We start from the raw sequence: 24,137 nt of genomic DNA, 5'->3' as shown, positions 1-24,137 counted from the left end.
CGCCACCACCACGATGCGGTCACACAGCGCGGCCACCTCCTGCATCACGTGGCTGGAGAACACCACGCAGCAGCCCTGCGCCTTCAACTTGCGCAACAGCGTGCGCACGGAGCGCGTGGCCATCACGTCCAGGCCGTTGGTGGGCTCGTCCAGGAGGACGTTGCGGGGCCCGTGCACCAGCGCCCTCGCCAGCGCCACCTTCACGCGCTCGCCCTGGCTGAAGCCCTCCGTGCGCCGGTCCGCGATGTCCTTCATGTCCAGCAGCTCCACCAGCTCCTCCACGCGCGCGTCCAGAACAGCGCCGGACAGGCCGTGCAGCTCGCCGAAGTAGCGCGCGTGCTCGCGGGCGGTGAGGCGCGGGTAGAGGCCGCGAGCATCCGGCAGCACGCCCAGCGCGCGCCGTGCGACCTCCGGCTGCTTCGCCACGTCCACGCCGTCCACGGTGGCGGTGCCGCCGTCCGGGCGCACCAGCGTGTAGAGCATGCGCAGCGTCGTCGTCTTGCCCGCGCCGTTGGGGCCCAGCAGGCCCGTGATGACGCCGTCCTCCGCGGTGAACGTCACGTCGTGCACGGCCGTCACGGAGCCGAAGCGCTTGTGCAGGTTCCTGGCTTCAATCATGGGCGCGTGGGTCCTACGGCACGGGGCCAGCGAAGGAGGTGAAGAAGGGCGGCCGCTTGAGGCCCGCGCCACAGTCCGGCGTCAGGCCCTCCACGCTGCCGCGCGTGAGCAGGTCCGCCATCAGCGTGCGCGCGCAGTCCGCGCCCACCGTGTTGTGCCCCAGCCCCGGCACCACCACGTGCAGGCTGTGCGTCAGCGTCCGCTTCGCCTCCTCGCCCCAGGGCGGCGGCGTCACCGGATCCAGCTCGCCGGACAGCAGCAGCGTGGGGATGTCCGACTTCACGGGCTCGCGGAAGCTCTGGGGCACGTTGGACTGGGGCCACTTCGCGCACGCGCGCTTCACGTCCAGCGCCATGCGCGGGCCGAACCAGGTGCCCTTCGCCTCGCGCTCGGCGTCCTCCTCCGTGAAGAAGGGCGCGTCCTCCGCGCACACCACCGCCATGAACATGCCCCGGCTGGTGGTGCGGGCCACCTCGTCGGTGAGCCCCAGCGACAGCGCGACGAAGGGCGTCCAGTCCTCCTTCGTGGCGCGGTCCAGCATCAGCGGCACCAGCGACGCGACGTCCGGGCTGTAGAGCAGCGCGAACAGCTCCGACAGGAAGACGCGCCGGGTGAGCGTGAAGTCCTCCACCACGCCCGTGCGCGGGTGCGCCAGGTGCACCTTCGCGGGCGCGGCCGTAAGCTTCGCGAGCAGCGCCTCCGTGCGGGCGCGCAGGTCCGGGTACGCCTTCGCGCAGACGTCGTCCTTCGCGCACGCGTCCAGGAGCAGGTCCAACGCGCGCTGGCCGTCGCGCGCGGCGTACAGCGGCAGGTACTGCCCCATGGGGGCCACGCCATCCAGGATGGCGGTGCGCACGCGGTCCGGGTGCTGGCGCATGTACACCAGCGCCGCGCGCGTCCCGTAGGAGATGCCCCACAGGTTCACCTGCCGGTAGCCCAGCGCCGCGCGCACGTCGTCCAGGTCGTCCATGGCGATGGACGTGGTGTAGAGCCGCTCGTCCGCGTCCCAGCCCTTGCGGCACTGGGGAATCACGTCCGCGTCCTCGCGGTCTTCAAAGCGCTCCGCCAGCGACGCGCGCGACGGGCTCATCGCGTCGCAGTCCAGCGGGTGCGAATCCCCCGTGCCGCGCTGGTCCACGAAGACGATGTCGCGCTGGCGGCGGATGCGGTCCAGCGCGGGCAGGATGCGCGTGCGGGACGCCGCCTGGCCGGGGCCGCCCGCCAGGAAGAACAGCGGATCCTCCTTCGGCTGCGACGCGAGCGCGGGCACCACCACCACGCGCAACGAAATCTTTCGCCCCTGCTGGGCGGCCCGGTCCTCGAAGACCTCCAGCGTGCCGCACAGGGTCTGCGCGGCCACCCCGTCCAGCCGGCACGGCTTGAGCGCCATCCGCCGGTCGGGCGCCGCCTCCGAGGCGCGGGCGCCGGACTGCGAGCAGCCCGTGAGTGACAGCGCCGCCAGCACCGCCAGCGCGAAGGGGTGAGACAAGATACCACCTGTCACGGGGGGCCAACCTCCAGCACGGGGGAGTCTCCTGGCGCATACCATTGGCGTGCCGAAGGTGCACCCCATGAGCCCCGACGCGCGCGGCGATTGAATCCGCGCGAACGTGGGGCGTCCTCTGCTACGCCCATGCCCATGAAGAAACAGAAACGCGCGTTCCTGGTCCTCTTCGCCCTGTCGCTCACCACGCTGTCCGGCTGCGCAGCGCTCCAGAGCCTGCTCAACGGCGCCTTCAAGAAGCCCACGCTGAAGTTCAAGACGGCCCGGCTGGCGGACGCCTCCCTGTCCGACGCCACGGTGGATCTGGTGTATGAGCTGGACAACCCCAACGGCCTGGGCCTGAAGGTGGCGTCGGTGGACTACGCCTTCTTCGTGGAGGGCAAGCAGCTGGTGGCCGGCAAGCCCCGGGAGGGCGTGAACCTCAAGGCCAACGGCAAGAGCCAGCTCGTCTTCCCCGCCAACGTGAAGTTCGCGGACATCGCGCCGGTGGTGACCACGTTCCTGGACAAGGACGTGGCGGCCTTCAAGGCGCAGGGCTCGCTGGGCATCCAGACGCCGCTGGGCGTGCTGAAGTTCCCCCTGGAGAAGGAGGGCACGTTCCCCGTCCCCAAGATTCCCCAGGTGCAGTTCCAGTCGCCGCGCATCACCCACATCACGCTGAGCGGCGCCACGGTGGAGTTCCCCCTGGCCATCACCAACCGCAACGCCTTCCCGCTGCCGGTGGCGGGCATCACCGGGGCGCTCAAGGTGGCGGGCGCCAACGTGGGCAACCTCTCCACGGGCAACCTGGGCATGCTGGATGGCAGCGGGACGAAGCAGGTGACCCTGCCGCTCACCATCAACTTCGCGAGCGCGGCCTCCGCGGCCATGGCGCTGCGCTCGGGTGGCAACGCCCAGGTGAGCCTGACGGGCAACCTGACCTCGGACGCGCAGTCCGTGCCCCTGAACCTCAACCAGCTCCTGAATTTCACGAAGTAAACAGCAGGGCGTGCAGGGAGGCAGGCGGTGCGTGGGACACCGGGGATGTTGTCCCCGGGCAGGGGAGCCGTTACGGTTGCGCCGCTTCCCGAGGGCCCACCATGCGCCGCATCCTCTTCAAGTCCAAGATCCACCGCGCGACGGTGACCCAGGCCGACCTCGACTACGAGGGTTCGGTGACCATCGACAAGGACCTGCTCAAGGCGGCGGACATCCTCCCCTTCGAGAAGGTCGCGGTGTGGAACGTCACGCGCGGCACCCGGCTGGAGACGTACGCCCTGGAGGGCGAGTCCGGCAGCGGGGTCATCTGCATCAACGGCGCGGCCGCGCACCTGAACCAGCCGGGCGACCTGGTCATCCTGGCCACCTTCGCGGAAGTGGAGGAGGCGGAGGTCGCCCACTGGAAGCCCACGGTCGTCTTCGTGGACGGCAAGAACCGGGCGGTTCCTGGCGTCACCGAGGAAATCCCCGGCCCCGCGCGCCGTATCGCCTAGAGACGCCGGACGGGGCGGCTTTGCCACCCCGCCCCTGTCTGCCATGCTCCCCGCCCTTCCCTTGAGGCGCGGGCGCGGCGGTGCGCGTCCCGGAGGCGATGACGCGATGAAGTGGACGTGGGCGGGCCTGCTGGCCCTGGTGACGGTGGCGGGGTGCAAGCAGGTGGGCCCGTATCAGCGCGACCCCAACGACGAGGACGCGTTCGGCTCCAACGTGCCGCTCATCCGCGCGCCCGCGCAGGACCGCTGCGCGGCGCTGGGGAAGGCTTCCGTCCGCGGTGGCTGTGACGACGCCCTCTACCTGGCCAGCGAGTACGCCCGGCGCCTGTCGGTGGGGGACGAGGTGTGCCTGGAGGGCGGCTTCGGCGAGGAGCCGGGCGCGGCGTGCAAGGCGCGCGCGGCGGTCATCGACACGGGGTCCAACCGCGTGAAGCTGGAGGTGCGCTCGGCGCGTCCGGATTCGCGGTGGTTCAAGTCAGAGATGCGACACGCCTGGTACGAAGAAGGCGCGTTGGTGGACCTGTACCTGGCCGAGCGGGGTTACTAGAGACGACCGGCCGCGCGCGTCGCGGCCCCAAGGAGGAGAAGACATGGCCTTCTACGACGGCGTGACGGAGCGGCTGGGCTTCATGAAGAAGCTGACCCCCGCGGAGCTGAAGAAGCTGGGGACGCTGCGTCTGTCGGACCTCATCCAGGGGGAGATTGGCCGGGCGCGCGTGCGCGTGGCGGCGCTGGAGAAGCGCTACCCGTCCGCGACGACGAAGGAGCTGGCGCAGCGGCTGGTGGATGAGAAGAAGAGCCTCGCTGGGATGGTGGGCGGGGTGAGCGGCGTGTTCGGGCTCATCTCGCTGCCGGCGGACCTGACGTTCATGGCGTACCTGCAGCTCATCCTGCTGACGGACGTGGCCACGCTCTACAAGGCGAACCTCAAGACGGACCGGGCGCGCGGGGAGCTGCTGGACCTGTTCGGCTACGCGAACGGGCTGGGGCCGCTGCACCGCTCCGGGCCGAAGGTGCTGGGGAAGCTGGCTGCGCTGCTGCTGACCAAGGGCGGCATGTCCACGCTGGGCCGCGCGATGCCGCTGGTCGCGGCGCCCATCACCGCGTACCTCAACAACCAGCACATCCAGATGGTGGGTGAGCAGGCCGTGCGCTTCTACGAAGGCTTCGACAAGGCGCACGCCAAGGCCCGGACCGCCAGGCGCAAGGCGGCGAGCGGGGAGTAGCTGGGCGCCTTCCCGCGAAAATGCCGGTCAGCAACCAGGCCGATATGGCCGTCACGTATCTCCGTTGAGTGCTTCGCGGGCGCATCAGCCCGCGGCATGCCGGAAGCGGCGCACGCGGGGCCGAACGCGGGTGCTTGCTCGGCTCGGAGGGATGCATGACGGAGCTTTCGGTGGATGTGCGCGTGCAGGTGGCGCGGTGGCGGAACCTCCTCGTGGACGCGGCCCGCTGCGGCGCGCTGGAGAGTCCCCTGGACGCCCTGAGCCATCCCCATTGGGAGCCCCGGGAGCTCCAGGCCCTGTGGTGGCTGCGCTCGGAGAGCCTGCTGCCCGTGGGCGTGCTCGCCACGCGCCTGGGCGGACTCGCCATGCCGCGCCTGAGCCGGCTGGTGGACCGCTTGGAGGACGGCGGCCTCGTGCGCCGCGAGCGCTCCGTGCGGCATGACCGCCGCCGCGTCCGCGTGCGCCTCACCGACGCGGGCCGTGCGCTCGCGGATCAGCTCGACGCGCAGGTGCAGGCACGCATGGCGCAGCGGCTGGCCCCGCTCCAGGGTGAGACGCGCAGCGCGCTGATGGACGTCCTGGAGCTGTGGGTGCAGGCACTGACCGTCCAGGCCCGCACCGCCGGGGAAGTAGCCGAGGAGAACGCCGAGCTGGCCAGTGCCCCCGACGAGCTTCTAACGGCTTCGGCCGCCTGAACCTACAGCCGCACCTCGACGACGCCCGAGCGGCGGCACGCCTCCGCTCCGTCACCCTCCCATTCGTTCCCCGCGCCCAGCACGCGCAGCGGCACGGCGTCCGAGTTCACGGCCCCCATCCTCCAGCGCCCCGTGCTGTCCGTCTCCGCTCGCACGGGCGGCAGCGACGGGCTGCTTCCGCTCGCGATCACCACCGCGCCATCCACCGGCTGTCCCTCGCGGGTGACCTGGACCTCGCACGCGGACAGGAGCCCGTCCTCCGCGGACAGCCGCACCTCCGTGTCCGCGAAGTCCTCGCCCACCCGCGCGACGCTGCTCGGGCGTGAGGCATACGGCGACGAGGCCACCCGCACCCGGTAGGTGCCGGGCTCCACCAGCGACACCGCGAGGCCGTCTTCTTCCGGGTGGAACTCACGCGTGGGCACCAGGCTCCAGGCGCCCTGCGCATCACGGCGCTCCAGCAGGTACACCGGATAGGGCGGCTCCGAGCGTTCCCTCAACTGCGCCCGCGTGAAGCCATCCATCCGGAGCACCAGCCACCGGTACACCGGCATGCGCCACACCACGTCCACCGTGCCCCGCGTCTCCGCCGTCGGCGTGAAGTCGAAGTCCCACCACAGCGGTCCCAGCGGCCGTCCCTGCTCCTCCCCTACCTCCCGCCGCACCGTGAAGCGGGTCTCCTTCCACGTCGGCACGTCCTGGATCGTGAAGCGTCCGTCTGGCGTGAGGGGCAGCTCCTCGCCGCCATCTCCCTGCCGGAACACCGCCGAGCCCAGGGGTCGCGTCCCATCGCCCAGCAGCACCCGTCCCCTCAGCGTGACGGTGTCGCCCACGCCCTCGGGGAACAGCTTCGCCACGTCCAGCGTCACCGGCTCCACGAAGCCCTCGCGCAGGGGGACGTCCACCGGCTCGCTCTGCTTCCCGGATGGCGTGCGCAGCCAGAGTCGCAGCGACCTGTCTGGCGGCAGGGGCGCGAGCCGCGTCTCTTCGTCTTTCGACAGGGGCACGGGGGTGTCGTTCTCGAAGGCGTGCATCAACTTCGGTGCCGCCAGGGCCAGGACCGGCAGCAGGCGGCTGGCTTCTTCCGCGTGCTCCGGATCCACGCCCCGCTGCATCCTCACAAAGAACGTTCCTGGAAGGTCTCGCGCACCCTCCAGCCGCACGCGCACGCCCGTGGGAGGATGTGCCTTCACCACGCCCAGGTCCACGCGCCCGGTCACCGGTTGCGTGGCGGGCACCTCATCGCCCCACCAGACCGTGCCATCCGGCGCGAAGGCCATCACCTGGTAGCGAGGCGCTGACGGCACGGCCACCGGCCCTACCACGCTACCGGTGACAGGGGACTCCACCCACTCGCGCACGTGGGCCAGGTCCTCCAGGCGCGCGGGCCCCGTGCGCGCGAAGCGCAGGCGTCCCTCCTCTTCCCACCAGCCACGGTCCGAGTCGGAGATGAACGCCGCGCCCACGCGCGCCTCGCCCTCGAACGGATGCGCGCCCTCCAGCGTCGCCGTCAGCCACAGGCCCGCGTCCACCACGGTCTCCACCCCGGGAGCCACCTCCGGCACACCGGCGTCCTCGACCCGCGTGAGCACGGGGGGCGATGACGGAGCCGGCCGTGACACGGGCTCGGGACGCAGCAGCATCCACGCGCCCACGCCCAGCAGCACCGCCACCACCAGCCCGGCCAGGACCTGCTTCCGACGCATGCCGCCTCAGTCCGTGTCGCTGTTGGAATACAGAGACAACCACACCGGCGCGTGGTCCGACAGCCGGGTGACGTAGTCCACCGGGTTCGCGATGTAGTCACGGCCCGTGCTGGAGAACTCCGTCACGTACGTGTCCTGCATCCAGAAGTGGTCGTACGCGTTCGCGTATCCACCGGACGTGTTCATCGTCGTGGCCACGTCCAGCTTGCACGTCACCGCGGGCGACAAGCCCTTCAGCTGGCTCCAGGACGCATGAGTACAGACCATGTTGTGGTCACCCACGAGGATGACGTCCTGGTCCGAAGCACTCGCCGACTGCACGGACGCGAACACCTGGTCGATGGCCTGCGCCTCCAGCGCGCGGTCCGTCGCCGTGCCCCAGACCGCGTGCCAGTTGAGGAACGTGTAGTCCGCGCCCGTCGGCACGTGGCGCACCTTCACCACCTGCGGCTCGCGCTCGAACAGGTCCCCCGTGTCCGTCCACACCGTGGAGGACACGAGCGACACCGTGTCCGTCCGGTACAGCACCGCGTAGGACTCCTTGTAGGACGACCGGCCGATGAGCGGCGTCACCACCGCCTGCCACCTCACCCCGGACACCTGCGTCAGGTTCTGCGCGATGGCCGTCGCCGCCGCGGCCTCCATCACCTCCTGGAGGAACACCAGGTCACAGCCGTTGTTCGACGTGCTGCTCGCACCGAACTGGTTCCACAGCTGCTTCGCGTCATCCAGATAGGTCTGCTCGGCCGCCCATCCCTCATGGCGGAGGTTCCAGCTCACCACCCGAAGGTATGAGCCCGCCCGGGCCGCCCCGGGGAGCACCAGCAAGGACAACACCAGGACGCGCGACAAGAAGGACGACCCTCTCATTTCAAGGCACCTCCACGCCTGCGGAAGACAAGCGCCCCATCTTCCGCACGCCCCGGTGCCGGGAACAGCGCGCCTTCGTGGGTTCGAGGTGACAGCTCCTCCCGCAAGACACTCCCCGGACGCCGCCCATTAAATGCAACTTGATTGCATATGAATTCTTGTGGCATCTATTGCGGGGCCCCGCGCGGGAAGGCGGGGCGGCGCGCGCACCGCCAGAGGTGCGTCCTGAGGGGAAACCTTTCGGCTCCGCCCACCGTGTTCCAGGGGGCGCCCGGACCGCTCCTGGCCCCCCTCTCACCCGCAGCCCCCCTCCAAGGAGTCATCCATGTTGAAGCACCCGCATGTCCTGATCACCGCCGTCTTCCTCCTGGCCGGCTGCGGCACCGAAGAAGCGCCCACCCCGGAGTCGCAAGCCCCCGTCACCCAGCAGTCGGAGCTGCTCGCCGCCTGCGTGGACACGGAGGAGCTGGCGGAGGTCGCCGAGCACTCCTGCATCCACGCCGAACACGGCCCCTTCGAATCCGTCACCGCCGCGCCCCATGGCGGCCCGTCCTTCGTGGACGTGAGCGTGGGGCACACCGCGTACAACGTCACCCTGCCGGCCATCAGCTACCGGCAGTGGACGCTGGGCTACGCGGGCTCCGTCATCTTCACCCCGGAAGAGTCCACCGAGTACGCCTTCCTCACCTCCGGCTACCGCGCGGTCCGCGTCGTCAACGCGGCCACGAACGAGGAGGTCGGCCTGGAGTGCCGCTACAACGTCCCGCAGGAGGTCTGCGGCAACCTGCGCACCGCCGTCACCGCCGGCCTGGAGGGTGGCGTGGACTACCGCGTGGACCTCGCGGCCATCGTGCCCCAGCCCGCCACGTTCCTCCTCATCATCGAGGAGACGGGCCACGGCCACCACGAGGAATAACCCCTGTGATTCCGATGAGGCAGTTCCATGCGCACTCCGTTTCCAGCCCTCCTCCTGGCCAGTGGACTCGCGGTCATGACCGCCTGTGGTGGCGACGACGCTCCCCCCGGCCCGGACGGCACGCCCCAGGAGCAGGCCGACCCATGCGCCCCCCACGGCCACATCCACCGAGAGCCTGACGGCGACTGGTGCCACTGCGACCGGGGCTACCTGGCCAGTGAAGGGGGCCTGTCCTGCGTGACGGACCCGGACTACGTGCCACGTGACGGCTTCGACTTCGGCGACAACGGCGAGCACGCCTGCTGGCACGTCACCAACGGCCCCTTCGCCACCGTCACCGCGTCTCCGGACCGGCAGCCGCGCGTGGACGACTTCCACACGCACTACACCGTCCACCTGCGCCCGGAGAACGGCCAGTCCGTGGGCACGTTCAGCTTCAAGGCCTGGGCCACGGGCGACTTCGTCCTCTACCTGAGCACGCCCGACGTCGCCGTCACCGTGAAGGAGGGCGAGCGCGTCGTGCCCCCCGTGGGCACGCAGGCCACCGGCGCCTTCTGCGACGGCCTGAAGCAGATGGTCGGCTACGAGCTGACGGACAAGGTCCAGTACACCGTCACCTTCGGCCCCACCGCGCTCACGGGGCTGGGGCTCGTCGTCGAACACCTCCAGTGACGGACTGAATTGCCCTGGCATTATTGCAACAAGGTTGCTTCTGAATCTCAAGTGAAACACCGGACCCGTCCGGCATCCCGAAAGGAAACACCCATGTTGAAGATGAAGCGCATCGCGCTGGGCGCGCTGTTGTCGCTCGGCCTGACGGCCTGCGGACCGATGGAGGAGGCGCCGGAGTCCTCCTTCGAGGCGCAGGACTCGCAGGAGCTGGAGGCCGGCTGCACGTCGCTGGGCACGGGCATCACCTCGCACGCGTGCATCCACGCCGGCAGCCCCACGGACCACGTGTCCATCACGGCGAGCGCCACGCGCGTCACCAGCGCGCCCGCCATCAGCACGAAGCACAAGGCCTATGACCTGGCGCTGCCCTCCGGCGCCGAGGGCTCCGTGACGTACGTGCCGGCCACCACCGGTTCGTACGCGTTCTACCGGACGCAGAACGTGGCCTTCACCGTCGTGAACGGCGCCACCACCGCCACGGTGCCCGCCGCGCTGGCGCACACCGTGTCGTCCTCCGGGTGCTCGCTCACGTACGTGTCCGTCCACGACCTGACGGCGGGCACGGCGTACATCCTCGCGGCGGGCCCCGCGTCCGGCAACGCGCTCACCGTGGTGCCGGAGTTCCTCAACGACACGCGCACGCGCTACTACCAGGACGCGGATGGCGACGGGTACGGCAACAACTCCGTGTCCGTCCTCACCGCATGCACGCCGCCCTCCGGCTACACGACGCAGCGCTTCGACTGCAACGACACGGCCGCGAGCGTCAACCCGGGCGCCACGGAGATCTGTGGCAACGGCATCGACGACAACTGCGACGGGTCGCAGTGCTGACCGCCGCTCCCTGACGTGGACCTGAGAAGGCCCGCTCCCGCGCCTGCACGAAGGACTCTCCCGATGCGTCTCTCCTCCGCCACCTTCCTGCTCGTCGCCCTCACCTTGAGCGGCTGTGATGACAACGAGCCCATCGTCACGCCGGACGCGGGCACGCGCGTGTCCACGGCCATCGTCACCACCGCCAGTCCCTCCGAGGGCGAGACGGACGTCTACCCACTGGAGATGTACCTGGACGCGTCCGGACAGACGCCGGTCATCGCCTTCCGCAAGGTGCTGACGCTCACGTTCAGCGAGCCCATGGACCCGTTGGCCGCTCAGGTCGCCCTGCACGACCGCACGGACACCACCGTCCCCGCCCGCGTCCTCACGGGCGCCTGGTCCGAGGACGCGCGCACGCTCACCGTCACCGTGCCGCACACCGGGGAGAGCACCCGCCCGCTGGAGGTCTCCACGCGCTACGCAGTGGCGCTGGACGCGCTGCGGGACGCGACCGGGCTCGCGCTGTCACCCGGCGCCGCGCTGGAGTTCACCACCGGCGAGCGCGACCCGGAGCTGGAGCACGCGTGCACGCACACGCTCGTCAACACGCCGGAGGCCGTCACCGCGGGCCGCACACCCTTCGACTTCCCGCCCGACACGCAGACCGGTCACGCTCGCTACGACGTCACCCTGCGCGCGGGGGAGGCGGGCTTCGGTGGCTACACGGGCTTCATCTCCGACCCGGAGAACGCCGAGCACGTCACGCTCTACCTGAACCAGGAGGTGCCCACGAAGGTGACCAACGACACGGCGGGGACGGACGTGGCGTCGGTGCTCGCGCCCGCGCGGTTCATCTGCGCTGGCATCACGCACACGGTGACGTTCACGTCGGAGCCGGGGGATCAGCTCCACCTGTTCCAGTTCGGTCCCGTGGCCTCGGAGCACATCCAGTTCGTGCTGGAGCGCGAATAGCAATCCCACACGTCCCGTGGGGAGGGCGTACGTCCACCAGGACAAGGTGGGCCGCCCTGGCGGTCCAATGCCGCGCGGAACACTGCTCGCTACGGTGACGGTCTCTCTGACTCGGAGGCCCACCGCATGCGCCACGCCGCGACCCGCAGGACGCTCGCCCCTTACGAGGAAGTGCAGACGCTGCCCCACTACCTGGTGGGCGAGGCGCTGGATGGCGTCCTCTACGTCTCATCGCCGCCCACCGCGCGCGCGCAGGGCCTGACGCCGCTTCTGGGCCGCGCGCCGGAGGGCTGGTGGTGGACCGCCGAACCCCGGCTGCTCCTGGGCGAGGACGTGTTGGTGCCAGACCTCGCGGGCTGGGTGGGCGGACGGCCGGCGACGCTGCCCGACGGCTCGTTCATCGACCGCGTGCCGGACTGGGTCTGCGAGGTGCTGACGCCCGCCACCGCGAAGCTGGACCTGACCCTCAAGCTGCCGCGCTACGCCCGCGCGGGCATCCGCCACGCCTGGGTCATCAACCCCGTGCACCGCGTGGTGGAGATGTTCCGCCTGGACCACGAGCGCTGGATGCTGACCCACACCCTGGTGGGCGAGGAGCTCGTGCGCGCGGAGCCCTTCCTCCGGGCAGACCTGCCGCTGACGCCGTTCTGGACCCAGGCCTGAGTCACACCCCGGGCTCCCACGCGCCGGTGAACGCGTCGAACCGGCGCACGTTGACGCTCAGCGCCCGGTACACCTGCGTGTCCGGTCCCACCTCCACCGGCCCGCCCTCCGCGGACACCGTCAGCCGGTCGAAGCGCGCGCCGGTGAACCAGCGATGCGGTCGGGGCTCCAGGACGAACAGGCCCTCGTCGTCCAGGTCCACTTCGATGGGCACGAAGTCCACGCGCTGAAGCTCCACGGGCGGCGGGAAGTCCATCGCGACGCGGAAGGGCACGCGCGCCTGTGCCTGCGTCGCGATGCCCTCCAGGACCAGGGAGCGCCCGCCCATCACGTCCGCCTCCGCGCCCAGGGCGCTCGACGGTGGCTGGAGCAGCAGGGACAGCGACCGAGCGAGGCCCGCGATGCCCGGAGAGCGCCCCAGCACGCGCGCCCGTCCCGCGTCCGCGAGCAGGTCGAAGACCACCTCGCGGTCCCACTCCCCCAGCACGTGGCCTCCGGAGAAGAAGTCCCCTTCGTGCGCGTGCGCGGTGGGCAGCAGCACGTCTCCCAGCCGGCGCAGCAGGGCCTGGGGCTGGAGGGGCGAGGCCTTCTCGAACAGGTAGATGGGCCCCAGCACCAGGCGCGCCGTGGTGAGCGTCACGCGCCAGCCGGTGTCGGTGGTGAAGGTGCCCACGGTGGGCTCACCGGGCGCGGACGCCGTGCGCAGGCCCATGCGGAAGGTGATGCTCCGGCCTCCGGTGCCGGACAGGCCGCAGCCCGCCGCGAGCGCTCCGCCCAACATCCACGTGAAGGCACGACGGGAACAGCGCTTCATGGCCGGTCCTCCTGGAGGTCCAGGTACACGGTGAGGGTGCCGCGCACGGTGCGAGGAGCACCGGCGGAGAAGTGGCGCGTGGCCAGCAGGGACGCGGGCGCGTCGGGGCCGCGGAAGTTGGACACGTAGTTGAACTCGGACTCGCGCCAGCGCGCGTCCAGCAGGTTCTCCACCGACACGCCCAGCTCCACGGCGCGCCAGCGCGCTCGGGCCGCCACGTCGAAGAGGAAGATGGACTCGCTGTAGCGGTCCAGCGGCAGGGGCTTGGGCCCGATGGCGGTGTGTCCCAGCGCCACGCTCCACCCCACCGGCTGCCGGGCCACGGTGGCCGTCCCGCGCCAGGAGGCATCCACGCGCCCCAGCACCTGCGGGATGTACGGCAGCACCGCGCCGTCCCACGGCTTCCACGGCGAGGCCCCGGGCACGGGCTGCGTCGCGCGAGCCCACGCGAGGCTCGCCTGCACGTCCAGGTGCTGCTCCCACGTGAAGCGCGCGCTGCCGAACGCGCCCAGCCGCTGTGATGGGCCGATGGGCTGGTTGCGCCCCGTGGTCTCGCTGAACACCAGGTCCTGCGACACGCGCGTGGCGAACATGGCGCCGCGCAGCTCCAGCGAGGACGGGCCCTCACTCCACCGCCAGCCCAGCCCCGTCTCTCCCGACGTCACCCGCGCGTAGGGCGCGAACTCCGCGTCGGACAGTCCGGCCGCGTCGCTGGAGCGGGCGCCCAGGCCCGCGCTGGTCAGCCACGTGAGGCGCGGCGTCAGGCGCACCTCCGCGCTGGCGCGGGGGCTGGCGAAGAAGCCGTAGGCTTCCACGGACTCCTCCGGGATGCGCCCCCCCTGCCGGTCCTCCGAGGGCCGGTTCAGGTCCTCCACGCCGAAGAGGAACGTGTCCACGCGCACGCCGCCGCGCAGCGTGAGCCATTCCAGCGGCGCGCCCCGCAGGGACAGGTACGCGCCCAGGTTCGTCACGCGCACCTGGTTGTCGAACACGGTGGCGTAGGGCGCGCCGCCCTTGTCGCGCAGGCGCCGCGCTCGAGTGTGCACGTTGTCGTAGCGGGCCACGTAGCCCAGCTCCACCGGCCAGGTGACACCCGGCGTGTAGCGCCCGCGCAGGCCCACGGTGGTGCCCTGGTAGGACTGCTCCGTGTTGTCGCCGCGCTGCGATTCGCCGATGGGCGGCGTGTCCTGGAGGAAGCCGGTGAAGTTCTCGCGGCTGCGCATCTGCCGCGCGATGACGAAGGCCTGCTGCACGAAGCGGCCACCGCGCTCCAGCCGCGACGTCAGCTCCACGGAGGCGATGTGGCGCTGGCTCGCGCCGCCCTGGTTCGGGTCGTAGAGGCAGAAGAACTGCGAGTCCGCGTCCGCGTCGCACGGCAGCCGGGCGTCCACGACGTCCGTCTCCCGCACCACGCCCGCGGAGGCGTAGCGCGCGGCGTAGCTCGCGCCGAACAGGCGCAGCTTCGTCTCCGGCCCCAGGCGCAGCTCCGTCTGGGCCATCAGGCCCGCGTTCGCGTACGCGCGGTTGGGGCCGAAGCCATGCCCCTGGCGCAGCAGCACGCCGACGAAGGTGGCGGCGGTGGACTCGGGCGGGCCCCACACGAGGGACAGGCGGCGGGACGCGAAGCTGCCTTGGCTGGCGGACGCGGTGATGCCCCGCCGCTCCAACCCCAGCTGGTACTCCACGGTGCCCGCGACGCCGAAGTCACCTTGGGATGGATCATACGGGCCCTCCGTCACGCGCAGGGACTGCACCAGCTCCGGGATGATGAAGTACGTGTCGGCGTAGCCGTGGCCGTGGGCGTTGGAGACCTCGTTGAGGGGCACCCCGTCCAGGCGCATCTCCACGTCCTTGCCCTCGCCCGCGTCGAAGCCGCGCAGGTAGACGGTGTCCGCGTGCCCTTCCCCGCCGTGGTTGGCCAGCATCACGCCCGGGGCCAGCAGCATCAGGTCCGTGGCCGAGTTGCGTGGCACGTCCGCCAGCTGTCCCACCGTGATGTGGAAGTCGCTGACGGCGACCGGAGGCGGCGCGGCGGACTGCCCCCGCACCGTGGTGGAGAACACGGGCGGCTCCGGCTTCGGCGGGGGCGCGGGTTCCTCCTCCACCACGGGCGGTGGAGCCACCGGCTCGAACGTCACCGGCACGTCCACGCGCACCTCCAGCGGTTCCTCTCCCTGCCGAGCAGGCTCGAAGCGCCAGCGCAGGGCCGCCGCCATCGCGGCCGCGTCGAAGGACGCTCCGCCGGATTCCCGCACCTCCACCTGCGACACCTTACCCGCCGCGTCGATGGTCAGCCGCAGCAACACCCGCACGGCCTCCGTCAACGGAGGGACGTCCGCCGGCATCACGGGCGGCGGCGCCTCCACGGGCACGGGCGGCGTCACGGGCGACGCGCTCAACAACCAGAGCACCAGCGTCGGGATGAACACGGGCAACGACCTCGGCCGGGGTCCACCCGGCACAGGCGGTCCTCCCAACGGCCGTCCGTGGATACCGCAACCCAGACTTGACTTGCAACATGGTTACAAATACCAACCAGATGCATGAAACAGCGAAGCAAGTGGACCCGGGGCCTGCTGCTCGGCGCGTGGGGGCTCATGGCCTGCGGCTGCGGTGACACCGTGGCGCGGGGCGACGTGCGGGTGACGTTGAGCGGTGGGGACGGCACGCAGCGCGGCTACGCGGACCACCTCTTCCAGGACGGCTGGTCCGTGCAGTTCACCAGGTACCTGGTGTCCCTGGGCGACTTCACCCTCACCTCCGCGTCCGGCGGCGTGCACACGACGGCCGAGCACCTGCTGGTGGACGTGCAGAAGGGGGACGTGTCCCTCACCGGCCTCACGGGCCTGGAGGCGGGGCGCTACGGCGTGGCCTTCCGCGTGAGCCCTCCGGAGGCGCGCACCGTGGCGGGCGCGTCCGTGTCCGAGGCCGATCTGGCGATGATGCGCGAGCGCGGCTTCAGCTACTTCGTGGAGGGCCGCGCGCAGAACCGCGATCCCTCCCTGGGCGTCTACACCTTCCGCATGGGCTTCCCCGTGGACGCGCGGATGGTGGACTGCATCAACGGCGCGGACGGCACACAGGGAATCGTCGTGCCGGAGGGCTCCGTGGCGGAGGCCGAGGTCACCATCCACGCCGAGCACATGTTCTACGACCGGCTGGGCACCCACCGTGGCGTGCAGCTGCGCTTCGAGGCCATCGCCGCCACCGCGGACGCAAACCACGCCATCACCCCGGAGGGGCTGGCGTCCCAGGACCTGCTGGACCTGCGCGGCCTGGACGGCGGCGAGCTGCGCGACGCCCAGGGCCACCCGGTCGTCTACCAGCCCGGCGCCTACGCCCTGCGCACGCTCCAGGAGTTCGTCACCCAGAGCATCGTGGATCAGGCGCACCTCAACGGCGGCGGCGTCTGCACCGTCGCCGCGCCCTGAGGGCCTTCCCCTGCGACCAGGAAGGCCCCAGGCACGCCGTCAGGCCTTGGGCGCTTCCTTCGCGGCGCGCTGCGCTTCAACCTCGCGCCGCACGTCGTCCATGTTCAGCGCGCGGACCTGCCGGAGCAGATCCTCCAGGGCCGCCGCCGGCATCGCGCCCGGCTGGTCGAACAGGAGGATGCCGTCCCGGAACACCATCAGCGTGGGAATGGAGCGGATTTCAAAAGCACCGGACAGCTCCGGCTGCGCTTCGGTGTCGATCTTCCCGAACACGATGTCCGCGTGCTTGTTGGAGGTGCTCTCGAAGACGGGCGCGAACGCGCGGCAGGGGCCACACCAGGCCGCCCACCAGTCCAGGACGACGATGCCGCTCTTGCCGACCGTGTCCTTGAAGTTGTCCTTCGTGATTTCGAGCGTCGCCATGAAGTCCTCCTACCGAACGTCCAACAGCTCCACCTCGAACAGGAGGGTGGCGTTGGGGGGAATCACACCGGCCGCGCCGCGCGAGCCGTAACCGAGCTCCGGCGGGATGGTGAGCTTGCGGACGCCGCCGACCTTCATGCCGGCGACCCCCTGGTCCCAGCCCTGGATGACGTGGCCGGCGCCCAGCGGGAACGTGAAGCCCTGGCCGCGGTCACGGCTGCTGTCGAACTTCTTGCCGTCCGTGAGCGTGCCCACGTAGTGCACCGTCACCCGCTTGCCCGCGACCGCTTCCGCGCCGGTCCCGACCTTCACGTCCTCGACTCCCAAGCTCATGCCAGGCTCCTCAGGCGGGAATCCGCCATTGAAAAATGCGCACTCTAACGCCGTGCGCAGCCCCCTGCCTCCCTGAATGGCGGGCGCCTGGGCGGGAATGAAAAAGTGGCGGCGGGGGCCGGACGATTCCGGACACCCCGCCGCCAGCTCCTGCCATGGAGGCCGTGAAATCAGGCTTCAGGTCAGAAGGTGCCACCCACGTTCAGCGTCGTGGTGTAGCTGCCACCGCCGCCCGCGTCGCCGCCGCCCGGATCGATGTTGGGGGCGAACTGCTTGTCGAACAGGAAGTTGTAGTAGCCACGCAGGTCCGCGGTGAAGTGGCCGAAGTGGCCGCGCACGCCCACGCCCGCCGGCACGTTGCCCACGGTGTCGTCGCTGTAGCCCAGCGATTCACCGCCGCGGAAGTGGTAGTTGCTGATGCCGATACCGCCCAGCAGGTAGGGCTGCACGGCCGACGGCGAGATGGCGAGCGTCAGGGCCGCCTGGCCACCATTGCGCACCAGGTCCGGACCATCATCCGCGCCAGCGGAGCCCGCGTCCTTGATGTTGTTCAAGGCGCCGGAGTAGCCGACTTCGACGCCCAGCACGGACGTCGGCTTGAGCGACGCCGTCACGGCCGCGGAGGGGCCGGGAGCAATCTGCGGAGCCAGGGCGCCGGTGTAGCCTTCCACACCGCCACCGATGAGGAGCGTGAGGCCCTTCTTGTCGTTCTTGTCCTTCTTCTCCACCTCCAGCGGCTGGATGTCCTCATTGGAGGACGTCGTGGGAGCGTAGGCGGGAGGCGGCGAGGCCACGCCGCTGCCACCCGTGGCGTCCTCGCCGTACATCGAGCTGCTGCTCTGGCTCATGCCGCCGCTGCTGGTGCCGGACGGAGGCGGAGGCGGAGCAGGAGGCTCCGCCGCGGGAGGCGGCGCGGGAGGCTCGGTCTGCGGCTCGATACCGCTGGAGCCGCTGCCGCCCGTGGCGGGCGACTTGTCCACCGGCTCGCAGCGCAGGTAGACCGCGCCGCTGCCGCTGCCGCCCGTGCCCGCGCTGGGGCTGCTCAGGCCCTGGTCGCTGGTGCCCAGGTTCTGTCCGCTCTTCGAGGACTCATCCAGCGACCCGCTGCCGCCCGTGCCCTGAAGCGATTCATCCACCGGCGCCTCTTCGATGGTCAGGTCCTCCTCCTGGACCCCACCCTGAGAGGACTGTGCCGACATGTCCTTGTTCTGCGTGTCCTGATGGACCGCGGTCTGCCCTGGAGGGCAATCCTTCTCCGCCGCGCCCGCGCCCGTCCCATACATGAGCGCCGCAACGGCGCCCGCCAGAATCTGTGCTTTCATCCAACCCTCCATCGTCGACTGACTGACATGAAGGTTGTCGTGAGAGGGACATCCGGCAAGCCTTGTTCAAGCATTCAAAGACAGCCAACCTGCCCGCCTGCCCTCCAGGGGAGAAGGCGTGGTTTCAGAGCCACTTCACGGGGGCGGGGGGCTTGAACGCCCCCCTGTGCACCGTCAAAGACAGACGCCCAAAGGCATCCGTCACGCGCCGCGAAGCCAGGCGGAACCGGTGACGACAGGCAATTGCAGTGCGCGCTCGCGGTCCAGGTCCAGGTTGCCGATGTGCAGCGACAGCGGCGACTGCACCCACTTGTAGATGGACTGCTGGAACAGGCGCACGAAGCGGTCCACGTACCCGCCCAGCCGCTCCGCCTCCACCTCCGGGAACATGGACGTGAGCGCGGTGCGCATCTCCGACGGGGTGAGCTTCTCCCCCGCGTGCAGGTAGAAGCACGCGTCCAGGATGGGGAAGGGCATCAGCTCCTCCTCTCCCACCTGATCATGCGCCAGCTCCGGACCGGCGGGCCTGGCCAGCACCTTGCGGATGCCCTCGTAGCCGGTGGTCTCCTGCAGGTAGTCCAGCAGGTACATCACCACCGTCTTGGGCACGTTGGCGATGACCGCGAGCGCGCCCATCAGGTCGCCGCCGATGGTGGTGTAGCCCACGGACTTCTCGCTCATGTTGCCCGTCTGCAGGAACAGGCCACCGCAGGAGTTGCTCCAGTTCCACATGCGCTGGGCGCGGATGCGGGCCTGGATGTTCTGCTCGGTGATGGGCGTGAGCTTCGTCTCCCCCAGCATCTGCTGGGCGGCGGCCTTCTCCCGCTCGAAGGCCTCTTCAATGGAGACGACCTGGAAGGGCACGCCCAGCTCGCGCGCGATGGTCTCCGCCGCGTCGCGCGTCTGCTGACTGGAATACGGGCTGGGCATGTAGAACGCCTGGATGAGCGAGCCCGGATTGTCCGGCCGCGCGCGCTTCGCGTACCGGTGCGCGATGAGCAGCGTGAGCAGCGAGTCGCGTCCGCCCGACAGCGCGATGCCGAACAGCTTGAAGGCGCGCGTCTTCTCGAAGTAGTCGCCCACGCCCAGCGACAGCGCGTCCAGGATGTCCTCGCACAGCGCCACGCGCGCGGTGCGGCGGGTGTCCGGCGCGGGCAGGAAGAAGCTGCGGTGCGCGGGCACGGGATAGGGCAGCTTCTGGCGCTGCGTCTTCACGGCCTGCGTGCAGTCCAGGGTGGGCACCTTCTTGCCGCCGGCCGCCACCCAGTCCTCGCGGTCCACGCGCCAGGTGGTGTTCTCCGTGCGCAGGCGCAGCGTGCGGTCCAGGTCCACCACGGCGGAGGTGAAGCCCTGCTGGAAGCGCGGCGTCTCCAGCACGGGGCGGCCGTTCTGGTTGATGAAGCCGCCGCCGTCGAAGACGAGGCCGTCGTTGCTGCCCACCGCGTTCGCGTACGCGATGGTCACCTGGTGGTCGGACGCTCTCGTGGCGATGAGCTCACGGCGCGTCTCCCAGAAGCCCAGCCGGAAGGGGGACGCGGACAGGTTCACCACCAGCTCGCCGCCGGAGTACGCGCGCCGGCGCATGGGGCCGTCCGCGCTCCAGATGTCCTCGCACACCTCCGGCGCCACGGTGCCGAAGTCGAACTGGAACATGAAGTCGCCCAGCGGCACGCCCCGGTGCGCTTCCGCCATGCCCGGCTGGCCGTGCCCGAAGGTGCGGCCCTCATAGAAGACGTTGTACGTGGGCAGCTTCTCCTTGGGGACCAGGCCCAGCACCTTGCCGCCCGCCACCACCGCCGCGCAGTTGAGGCGCACGCCCTGGAGGGCCACGGCCACGCCCAGGATGCTCACCAGGGGCAGCGATGCGGTCTCCCTCGCGAAGCGCTCCAGCTCCGGCCACTGGTGGTCGATGAAGCCCTGCCACTGGACCAGGTCCTCCGCAGGGTAGCCTGCGATGACCTGTTCGGGGAAGACGCCCAGCGTGACGTCCTCCGCCGCCATCTTCCTCGCCAGGTCCACCACCCGGTCGGTGTTCGCCTGGAAGGCGCCCACGGTGGTGTTGACGCTGGCGATGCCAATCTTCACGAGCCGCATGGTGCGTCGCTCTCCCTCAAGAAGGCGGGTTGCCCCCGAGCAATGCGCGCATGGGGGGCCCAGGGCAAGCGGATGCTGCGGCCTGCCGCCCGGTTAGTTCAGCGGGCCGCTGGGGCGCATGGGCTGCAGCTGGCTCAAGAGGTCGCTCACGTCGCCCAGCACCTCTTCCAGGCGGCGGCGCACGTCCAGCTGCGACAGCAGCTCCTGCCGGCGTCCGGGCTCCGGCACCAGCGCGGACGCCACCACGTCCGCCAGCATGCCCCCACCGGCGCGCGCGGCCGCCGGCAGCAGGCTCTCCGCGAACGAGGGCGGCACCCGGCCGGCCAGCTCGAAGACGGCCTGGCGCAGCTGCTCCTCCTCCGGCCCGGTGTAGGGGAGGTCCGGCAGCACCTGGGCGCGCACCTGGCGGTAGGGCGTGTCCGGGGACAGCTCCTCTGTCATCCGCACCCGGCTGACGCCCTGGAGGAGGATGTTGTAGCGCCCGTCCTCCACCTGTTCGTCCCAGACGATGACGCCCGCGCACATCAGGGGCTGCAGCGGCGGGCGGCCCTCGTAGTTGCCCTCCCAGCCCGGCTCCAGCTGGCCCAGGGCCAGCACCCGGTCCGTGGCGAGCGCGTCCTTCACCAGCGCCCGGTAGCGCGGCTCGAAGATGTGCAGGGGAATCACGGTGTGCGGGAACAGGACCGCCGACGGCAGGGGAAACACCTTCAGCGCACCGGCGGCGCGTTCCACGGTTTCTTGAGCGGTCATGGTCACCCTTCCCCGTGTGTAAGCCCCCGGGGCATGGGGCGCATTCCAATCAGGCAGGCATCCGGGCCCGGCGTCCCGGTGGCAAGGGCCCCGGGTTCCGCTAGGGTGCGCCCCCGAATGTCCTCTACCGAGCCTTCCTCCCCTACCGCCCCGGCCACTCCGGCCGCGGATGCCCCGAAGCTGTCCTGGTACCGCCGGCTGTACCTGCGCGTGGAGGCCGCCTCCTCCACCCCGCATGCGCTCGCCACGATGATGGCGGTGTCGGTGGTGGATGGGTCCGTCTTCCCCATCCCGCCCTTCGCCGTGCTGGTGCCCATGGTGCTCGCCCAGCCGAAGAAGTGGGTGCGCTACTGCCTGCTGGGCACCCTGGCGAGCCTGGTGGGCGGCCTCATCGGCTACGCGCTGGGTGCGTTCGTGGGGGAAGGCGTCGCGCAGCTGCTCCACATCGACCTGAACGTGCGCGTGGACCGCTTCGGCGTGTCCGGCACGGTGGGCGAGCTGCTGGGCCAGAACTTCTGGGTGCTGGCGCTGCTGTGCTCCATCCTGCCCACGCCGTTCAAGATCGTCGCCATTGGCAGCGGTCTGGTGTCGGTGCCGCTGGAGCGCTTCCTGCTGGCGTCCATCATCGGCCGCTCGGTGCGCTTCTTCCTGGTGGGCGGCGTGGTGCGCTTCTTCGGCCCCACCGCCCGCAAGTGGCTGCGCGTCTGAGACGCCTCTAGCCGCGGCGCGTGCCGCCCACCGCGCCGCGCGCCGCCTGCTCCGGGGAGTGGTCCTCCAGGACCGCATCCACCGTGTCCAGCAGCACGTCCGGGCGCACCGGCTTCTCCAGCACCCGCTGCGCCACGGTCTCCACGAAGGCGCGCGCCTCCGGCGAGGACGCCCCGCCGGAGATGAACACCACCCGCGACACCAGCGCGGGCGCCTCCTGCTGGAGCCGCCGGTAGACGGTGATGCCGTCCATGCCCGGCATCTGCAAGTCGCACAGCACCACGTCGAAGGACTCGCCCGCGGCCACCTTCGCCAGCGCGTCCTCGCCGCGCGTGGCGACGACGACCTCATGCGTGGGCTCCAGGAGCAGGCGCATGGACTGCGCCAGCCGGGGCTCGTCGTCCACGATGAGCACCCGCCCCCGCCGCCCCGAGCCCACCGGCTCCGGCGCCTCCGCGTCGTACGCCACGGCGTGCAGCGGCGGAAGCCCCGCGCTCTGCACGGGCGCGGGCGGCAGGAGCAGCGTGAACGTGGCGCCCTGCCCCGGCACGCTGTGCACGCGCAGCTCGCCCCCGTGCGTGCGGACGATCTGCTGACAGATGGCGAGCCCCAGGCCGGTGCCCTCGTCGCTGTTCTTGGTGGTGAAGAACGGGTCGAAGATGCGCGACAGCACGTCCGGCGGGATGCCACCGCCCGTGTCCTCCACCTCCACGCGCGCGTGACCGGACGCGTCCGTGCCCGTGCGCACGCGCACCTCGTGGCGGTTGGGGTCCCCTTCCGGGATGGCCTGCAGCGCGTTCACCAGCAGGTTGAGCAGCACCTGCCCCAGCCGCGCCTCGCTGCCCAGCACGCGCGGCACCGGCCCGAAGTCCTCCACCAGCCGCGCGCGCGAGCGCAGGGCGTGCAGCACCACGCGCACCGCGGGCGGCACCAGCGCGTTCAGGTCCACCAGGCCGCGCTCCGGCGCGCCCTCGCGGCTGAACACCTGCAGGTCCCTCACGATGAGGCGGATGCGCTCCGCGCCTTCTTGCGCCCCCCGCACGCTGGAGAGCGCGTCGCGTGCGCCCTGCGGAGACGGCCCCCCGTCCGCCGCCAGGACCCTGCGGGCGGCCTCCAGGTTCAGCGCCAGGTAGGCCAGCGGGTTGTTGATTTCATGGCCCACGCCCGCGGCCAGCGTGCCCACGGCGGCCACGCGCTCGGCGGCCACCAGGCGCGCCTGCAATTCCTTCGTCGCGGTGACGTCGCGGTGGGTGGCCACGAAGTGCGTCACGGCCTGGCCGTTGGCGCGCACCGGGGACAGCTGCATCTCACTCCACACCCGCGTGCCATCCGGCCGCGTCAGCGCCACCTCCGCGCGCAGCGAACGCTCCTCGCGCAGCGCCTCCAGCAGCCGCTGCCGCTCCGGGCCGTCCGCGGACGCCAGCAGCACCCCGGGCGCCGAGCCGACCAGCTCCTCGCGCCGCCGCCCCACCAGCGCGCACAGCGCCTCGTTGGCGAAGACGGTGTTGAGCTCCCCCGGCTCGCGCACCTCGCAGATGAGCACGCCTTCGTGCACCGCGCGCACGGTGGTGGCCAGCAGCTCCAACAGCTCCACCGCCTGGCGGCGCTCCGCGCGCGCCGCCGCGAGCAGCAGGCCCGTCAGCGACGTGATGCCGATGAAGAGCTGGAGCACCACCAGCCCGCGGTACGGCAGGTCCACCGTGAAGAACGGGCCCAGCTCCCGCGCCGTGCCGGTGATGGCCGCCAGCGCGATGGACAGCGAGGACAGCGCCGCCCCCCGCAGCCCGAAGCCCAAGGCCGCCCAGGCCATCAGCGGGAAGAGCAGGAACGTCATCGCGTGCGCCGCGCCGGAGCCCGGCCGGGGGAAGGCGAAGACGCCCACGCACACCGCCGTCGTCAGCGCCGTGAGCAGGAGCGCCTCCCACGCGCGCTCCATGCGCCGGGGCCTGCGCAAGAGCAGCACCGGCGTCACCAGCAGCATGCCCAGCAGGTCCGCCATCCACCACAGCCAGACGGAAGGGCCCCACTGCGCGACGGGCACCACCCCGCCCAGCACCAGCCCCAGCGTGCCCAGCGCCGCGCCCACCAGCGCGCCCAGCCCCGCGCCCGCGCCCAGCCACACCACGTCGCGC

24 protein-coding genes are annotated in these 24,137 nt (G+C 71.0%); 12 read left to right on the top strand and 12 right to left on the bottom strand.

Features of this window, described 5'->3' with window-relative positions:
- Together D7X55_RS12240 and D7X55_RS12235 are read right to left on the bottom strand one after the other, a co-directional pair.
- The coding region (locus D7X55_RS12240; RefSeq protein ID WP_121723158.1) for an ATP-binding cassette domain-containing protein at positions 1–618 on the bottom strand (618 nt) is incomplete at its 3' end.
- A gap of 13 nt (positions 619–631) precedes the next feature.
- Entirely contained in the window at positions 632–2,167 is a 1,536-nt protein-coding gene (locus D7X55_RS12235) for an alpha/beta hydrolase (protein WP_407921766.1), read from the bottom strand.
- A 90-nt stretch (positions 2,168–2,257) separates the two neighbouring features.
- On the opposite strand from D7X55_RS12235, the gene D7X55_RS12230 reads away from it, so the two are divergent.
- The 5 genes from D7X55_RS12230 to D7X55_RS12210 all read left to right on the top strand — a co-directional run bounded on the left by D7X55_RS12230 (position 2,258) and on the right by D7X55_RS12210 (position 5,515).
- Positions 2,258–3,100, top strand: coding sequence for an LEA type 2 family protein (locus D7X55_RS12230; protein ID WP_121723159.1), 843 nt, complete (start codon positions 2,258–2,260; stop codon positions 3,098–3,100).
- A 101-nt stretch (positions 3,101–3,201) separates the two neighbouring features.
- Positions 3,202–3,594, top strand: a complete 393-nt coding sequence (panD, locus tag D7X55_RS12225; RefSeq protein WP_120547611.1) for an aspartate 1-decarboxylase — start codon at positions 3,202–3,204, stop codon at positions 3,592–3,594.
- Positions 3,595–3,700: 106 nt separating this feature from the next.
- A complete protein-coding gene (locus D7X55_RS12220) occupies positions 3,701–4,141 on the top strand; it encodes a hypothetical protein (RefSeq protein WP_120547610.1) in 441 nt (146 codons plus the stop codon).
- 43 nt (positions 4,142–4,184) lie between these two features.
- Positions 4,185–4,820 (top strand): EcsC family protein, encoded by a 636-nt coding sequence (locus tag D7X55_RS12215; RefSeq protein WP_120547609.1) that lies wholly within the window; start codon positions 4,185–4,187, stop codon positions 4,818–4,820.
- A 155-nt stretch (positions 4,821–4,975) separates the two neighbouring features.
- Complete coding sequence (locus tag D7X55_RS12210) at positions 4,976–5,515, top strand: MarR family transcriptional regulator (protein WP_120547608.1); 540 nt, start codon at positions 4,976–4,978, stop codon at positions 5,513–5,515.
- Positions 5,516–5,517: 2 nt separating this feature from the next.
- Here the strand turns inward: D7X55_RS12210 and D7X55_RS12205 are convergent, their stop codons facing one another.
- Together D7X55_RS12205 and D7X55_RS12200 are read right to left on the bottom strand one after the other, a co-directional pair.
- Positions 5,518–7,221, bottom strand: coding sequence for a carboxypeptidase regulatory-like domain-containing protein (locus D7X55_RS12205; RefSeq protein WP_121723156.1), 1,704 nt, complete (start codon positions 7,219–7,221; stop codon positions 5,518–5,520).
- 6 nt (positions 7,222–7,227) lie between these two features.
- Positions 7,228–8,091, bottom strand: a complete 864-nt coding sequence (locus D7X55_RS12200; protein ID WP_121723155.1) for a deoxyribonuclease I — start codon at positions 8,089–8,091, stop codon at positions 7,228–7,230.
- A gap of 325 nt (positions 8,092–8,416) precedes the next feature.
- On the opposite strand from D7X55_RS12200, the gene D7X55_RS12195 reads away from it, so the two are divergent.
- The 5 genes from D7X55_RS12195 (at position 8,417) to D7X55_RS12175 (ending at position 12,130) form a co-directional block, all read left to right on the top strand.
- Positions 8,417–9,007 carry a hypothetical protein gene (locus D7X55_RS12195; RefSeq protein ID WP_121723154.1) on the top strand — a complete coding sequence of 197 codons (591 nt, stop codon included), beginning with the start codon at positions 8,417–8,419 and terminating at the stop codon, positions 9,005–9,007.
- Positions 9,008–9,034: 27 nt separating this feature from the next.
- On the top strand, positions 9,035–9,679 hold the full coding sequence (locus D7X55_RS12190; protein ID WP_121723153.1) for a hypothetical protein: 645 nt from the start codon (positions 9,035–9,037) through the stop codon (positions 9,677–9,679).
- A gap of 93 nt (positions 9,680–9,772) precedes the next feature.
- The gene (locus D7X55_RS12185) at positions 9,773–10,513 is read left to right on the top strand and encodes a putative metal-binding motif-containing protein (RefSeq protein ID WP_121723152.1); all 741 of its coding nucleotides are present in this window, start codon (positions 9,773–9,775) and stop codon (positions 10,511–10,513) included.
- Positions 10,514–10,576: 63 nt separating this feature from the next.
- Complete coding sequence (locus D7X55_RS12180; RefSeq protein ID WP_121723151.1) at positions 10,577–11,467, top strand: Ig-like domain-containing protein; 891 nt, start codon at positions 10,577–10,579, stop codon at positions 11,465–11,467.
- Positions 11,468–11,593: 126 nt separating this feature from the next.
- A complete protein-coding gene (locus tag D7X55_RS12175; protein WP_120547600.1) occupies positions 11,594–12,130 on the top strand; it encodes a Uma2 family endonuclease in 537 nt (178 codons plus the stop codon).
- Between the two features lies 1 nt (position 12,131).
- Here the strand turns inward: D7X55_RS12175 and D7X55_RS12170 are convergent, their stop codons facing one another.
- Both D7X55_RS12170 and D7X55_RS12165 read right to left on the bottom strand, forming a co-directional pair.
- Positions 12,132–12,944 carry a hypothetical protein gene (locus tag D7X55_RS12170; RefSeq protein WP_121723150.1) on the bottom strand — a complete coding sequence of 271 codons (813 nt, stop codon included), beginning with the start codon at positions 12,942–12,944 and terminating at the stop codon, positions 12,132–12,134.
- Positions 12,941–15,373 (bottom strand): TonB family protein, encoded by a 2,433-nt coding sequence (locus tag D7X55_RS12165; RefSeq protein ID WP_199746938.1) that lies wholly within the window; start codon positions 15,371–15,373, stop codon positions 12,941–12,943. The genes D7X55_RS12170 and D7X55_RS12165 overlap by 4 nt, the downstream gene beginning before the upstream one ends.
- 114 nt (positions 15,374–15,487) lie before the next feature.
- On the opposite strand from D7X55_RS12165, the gene D7X55_RS12160 reads away from it, so the two are divergent.
- Positions 15,488–16,375: a hypothetical protein gene (locus D7X55_RS12160; RefSeq protein ID WP_121723148.1), complete on the top strand. Its 888-nt coding sequence runs from the start codon at positions 15,488–15,490 to the stop codon at positions 16,373–16,375.
- Between the two features lie 39 nt (positions 16,376–16,414).
- On the opposite strand, the gene trxA is transcribed toward D7X55_RS12160, so the two are convergent.
- From trxA to D7X55_RS12135, 5 genes are all read right to left on the bottom strand, one after another.
- Positions 16,415–16,798: a thioredoxin gene (gene trxA / locus D7X55_RS12155; RefSeq protein ID WP_120547596.1), complete on the bottom strand. Its 384-nt coding sequence runs from the start codon at positions 16,796–16,798 to the stop codon at positions 16,415–16,417.
- Between the two features lie 9 nt (positions 16,799–16,807).
- Positions 16,808–17,131, bottom strand: coding sequence for an FKBP-type peptidyl-prolyl cis-trans isomerase (locus D7X55_RS12150; RefSeq protein WP_120547595.1), 324 nt, complete (start codon positions 17,129–17,131; stop codon positions 16,808–16,810).
- A gap of 182 nt (positions 17,132–17,313) precedes the next feature.
- Positions 17,314–18,453 (bottom strand): hypothetical protein, encoded by a 1,140-nt coding sequence (locus D7X55_RS12145; RefSeq protein WP_120547594.1) that lies wholly within the window; start codon positions 18,451–18,453, stop codon positions 17,314–17,316.
- A gap of 201 nt (positions 18,454–18,654) precedes the next feature.
- Positions 18,655–20,547 carry an NAD(+) synthase gene (gene nadE, locus D7X55_RS12140; protein WP_121723147.1) on the bottom strand — a complete coding sequence of 631 codons (1,893 nt, stop codon included), beginning with the start codon at positions 20,545–20,547 and terminating at the stop codon, positions 18,655–18,657.
- Between the two features lie 93 nt (positions 20,548–20,640).
- A complete protein-coding gene (locus tag D7X55_RS12135; RefSeq protein WP_120547592.1) occupies positions 20,641–21,297 on the bottom strand; it encodes an LON peptidase substrate-binding domain-containing protein in 657 nt (218 codons plus the stop codon).
- A gap of 117 nt (positions 21,298–21,414) precedes the next feature.
- Here D7X55_RS12135 and D7X55_RS12130 point away from each other — a divergent pair, with 117 nt between their 5' ends.
- Complete coding sequence (locus tag D7X55_RS12130; RefSeq protein WP_120547591.1) at positions 21,415–22,005, top strand: YqaA family protein; 591 nt, start codon at positions 21,415–21,417, stop codon at positions 22,003–22,005.
- Positions 22,006–22,012: 7 nt separating this feature from the next.
- On the opposite strand, the gene D7X55_RS12125 is transcribed toward D7X55_RS12130, so the two are convergent.
- The coding region (locus D7X55_RS12125; RefSeq protein ID WP_121723146.1) for an ATP-binding protein at positions 22,013–24,137 on the bottom strand (2,125 nt) is incomplete at its 5' end.

Source organism: Corallococcus sp. AB049A (genome assembly GCF_003668885.1).
In the GTDB taxonomy this organism is placed as follows: domain Bacteria; phylum Myxococcota; class Myxococcia; order Myxococcales; family Myxococcaceae; genus Corallococcus; species Corallococcus interemptor.
This window is presented reverse-complemented; position numbering and strand designations above follow the sequence as displayed.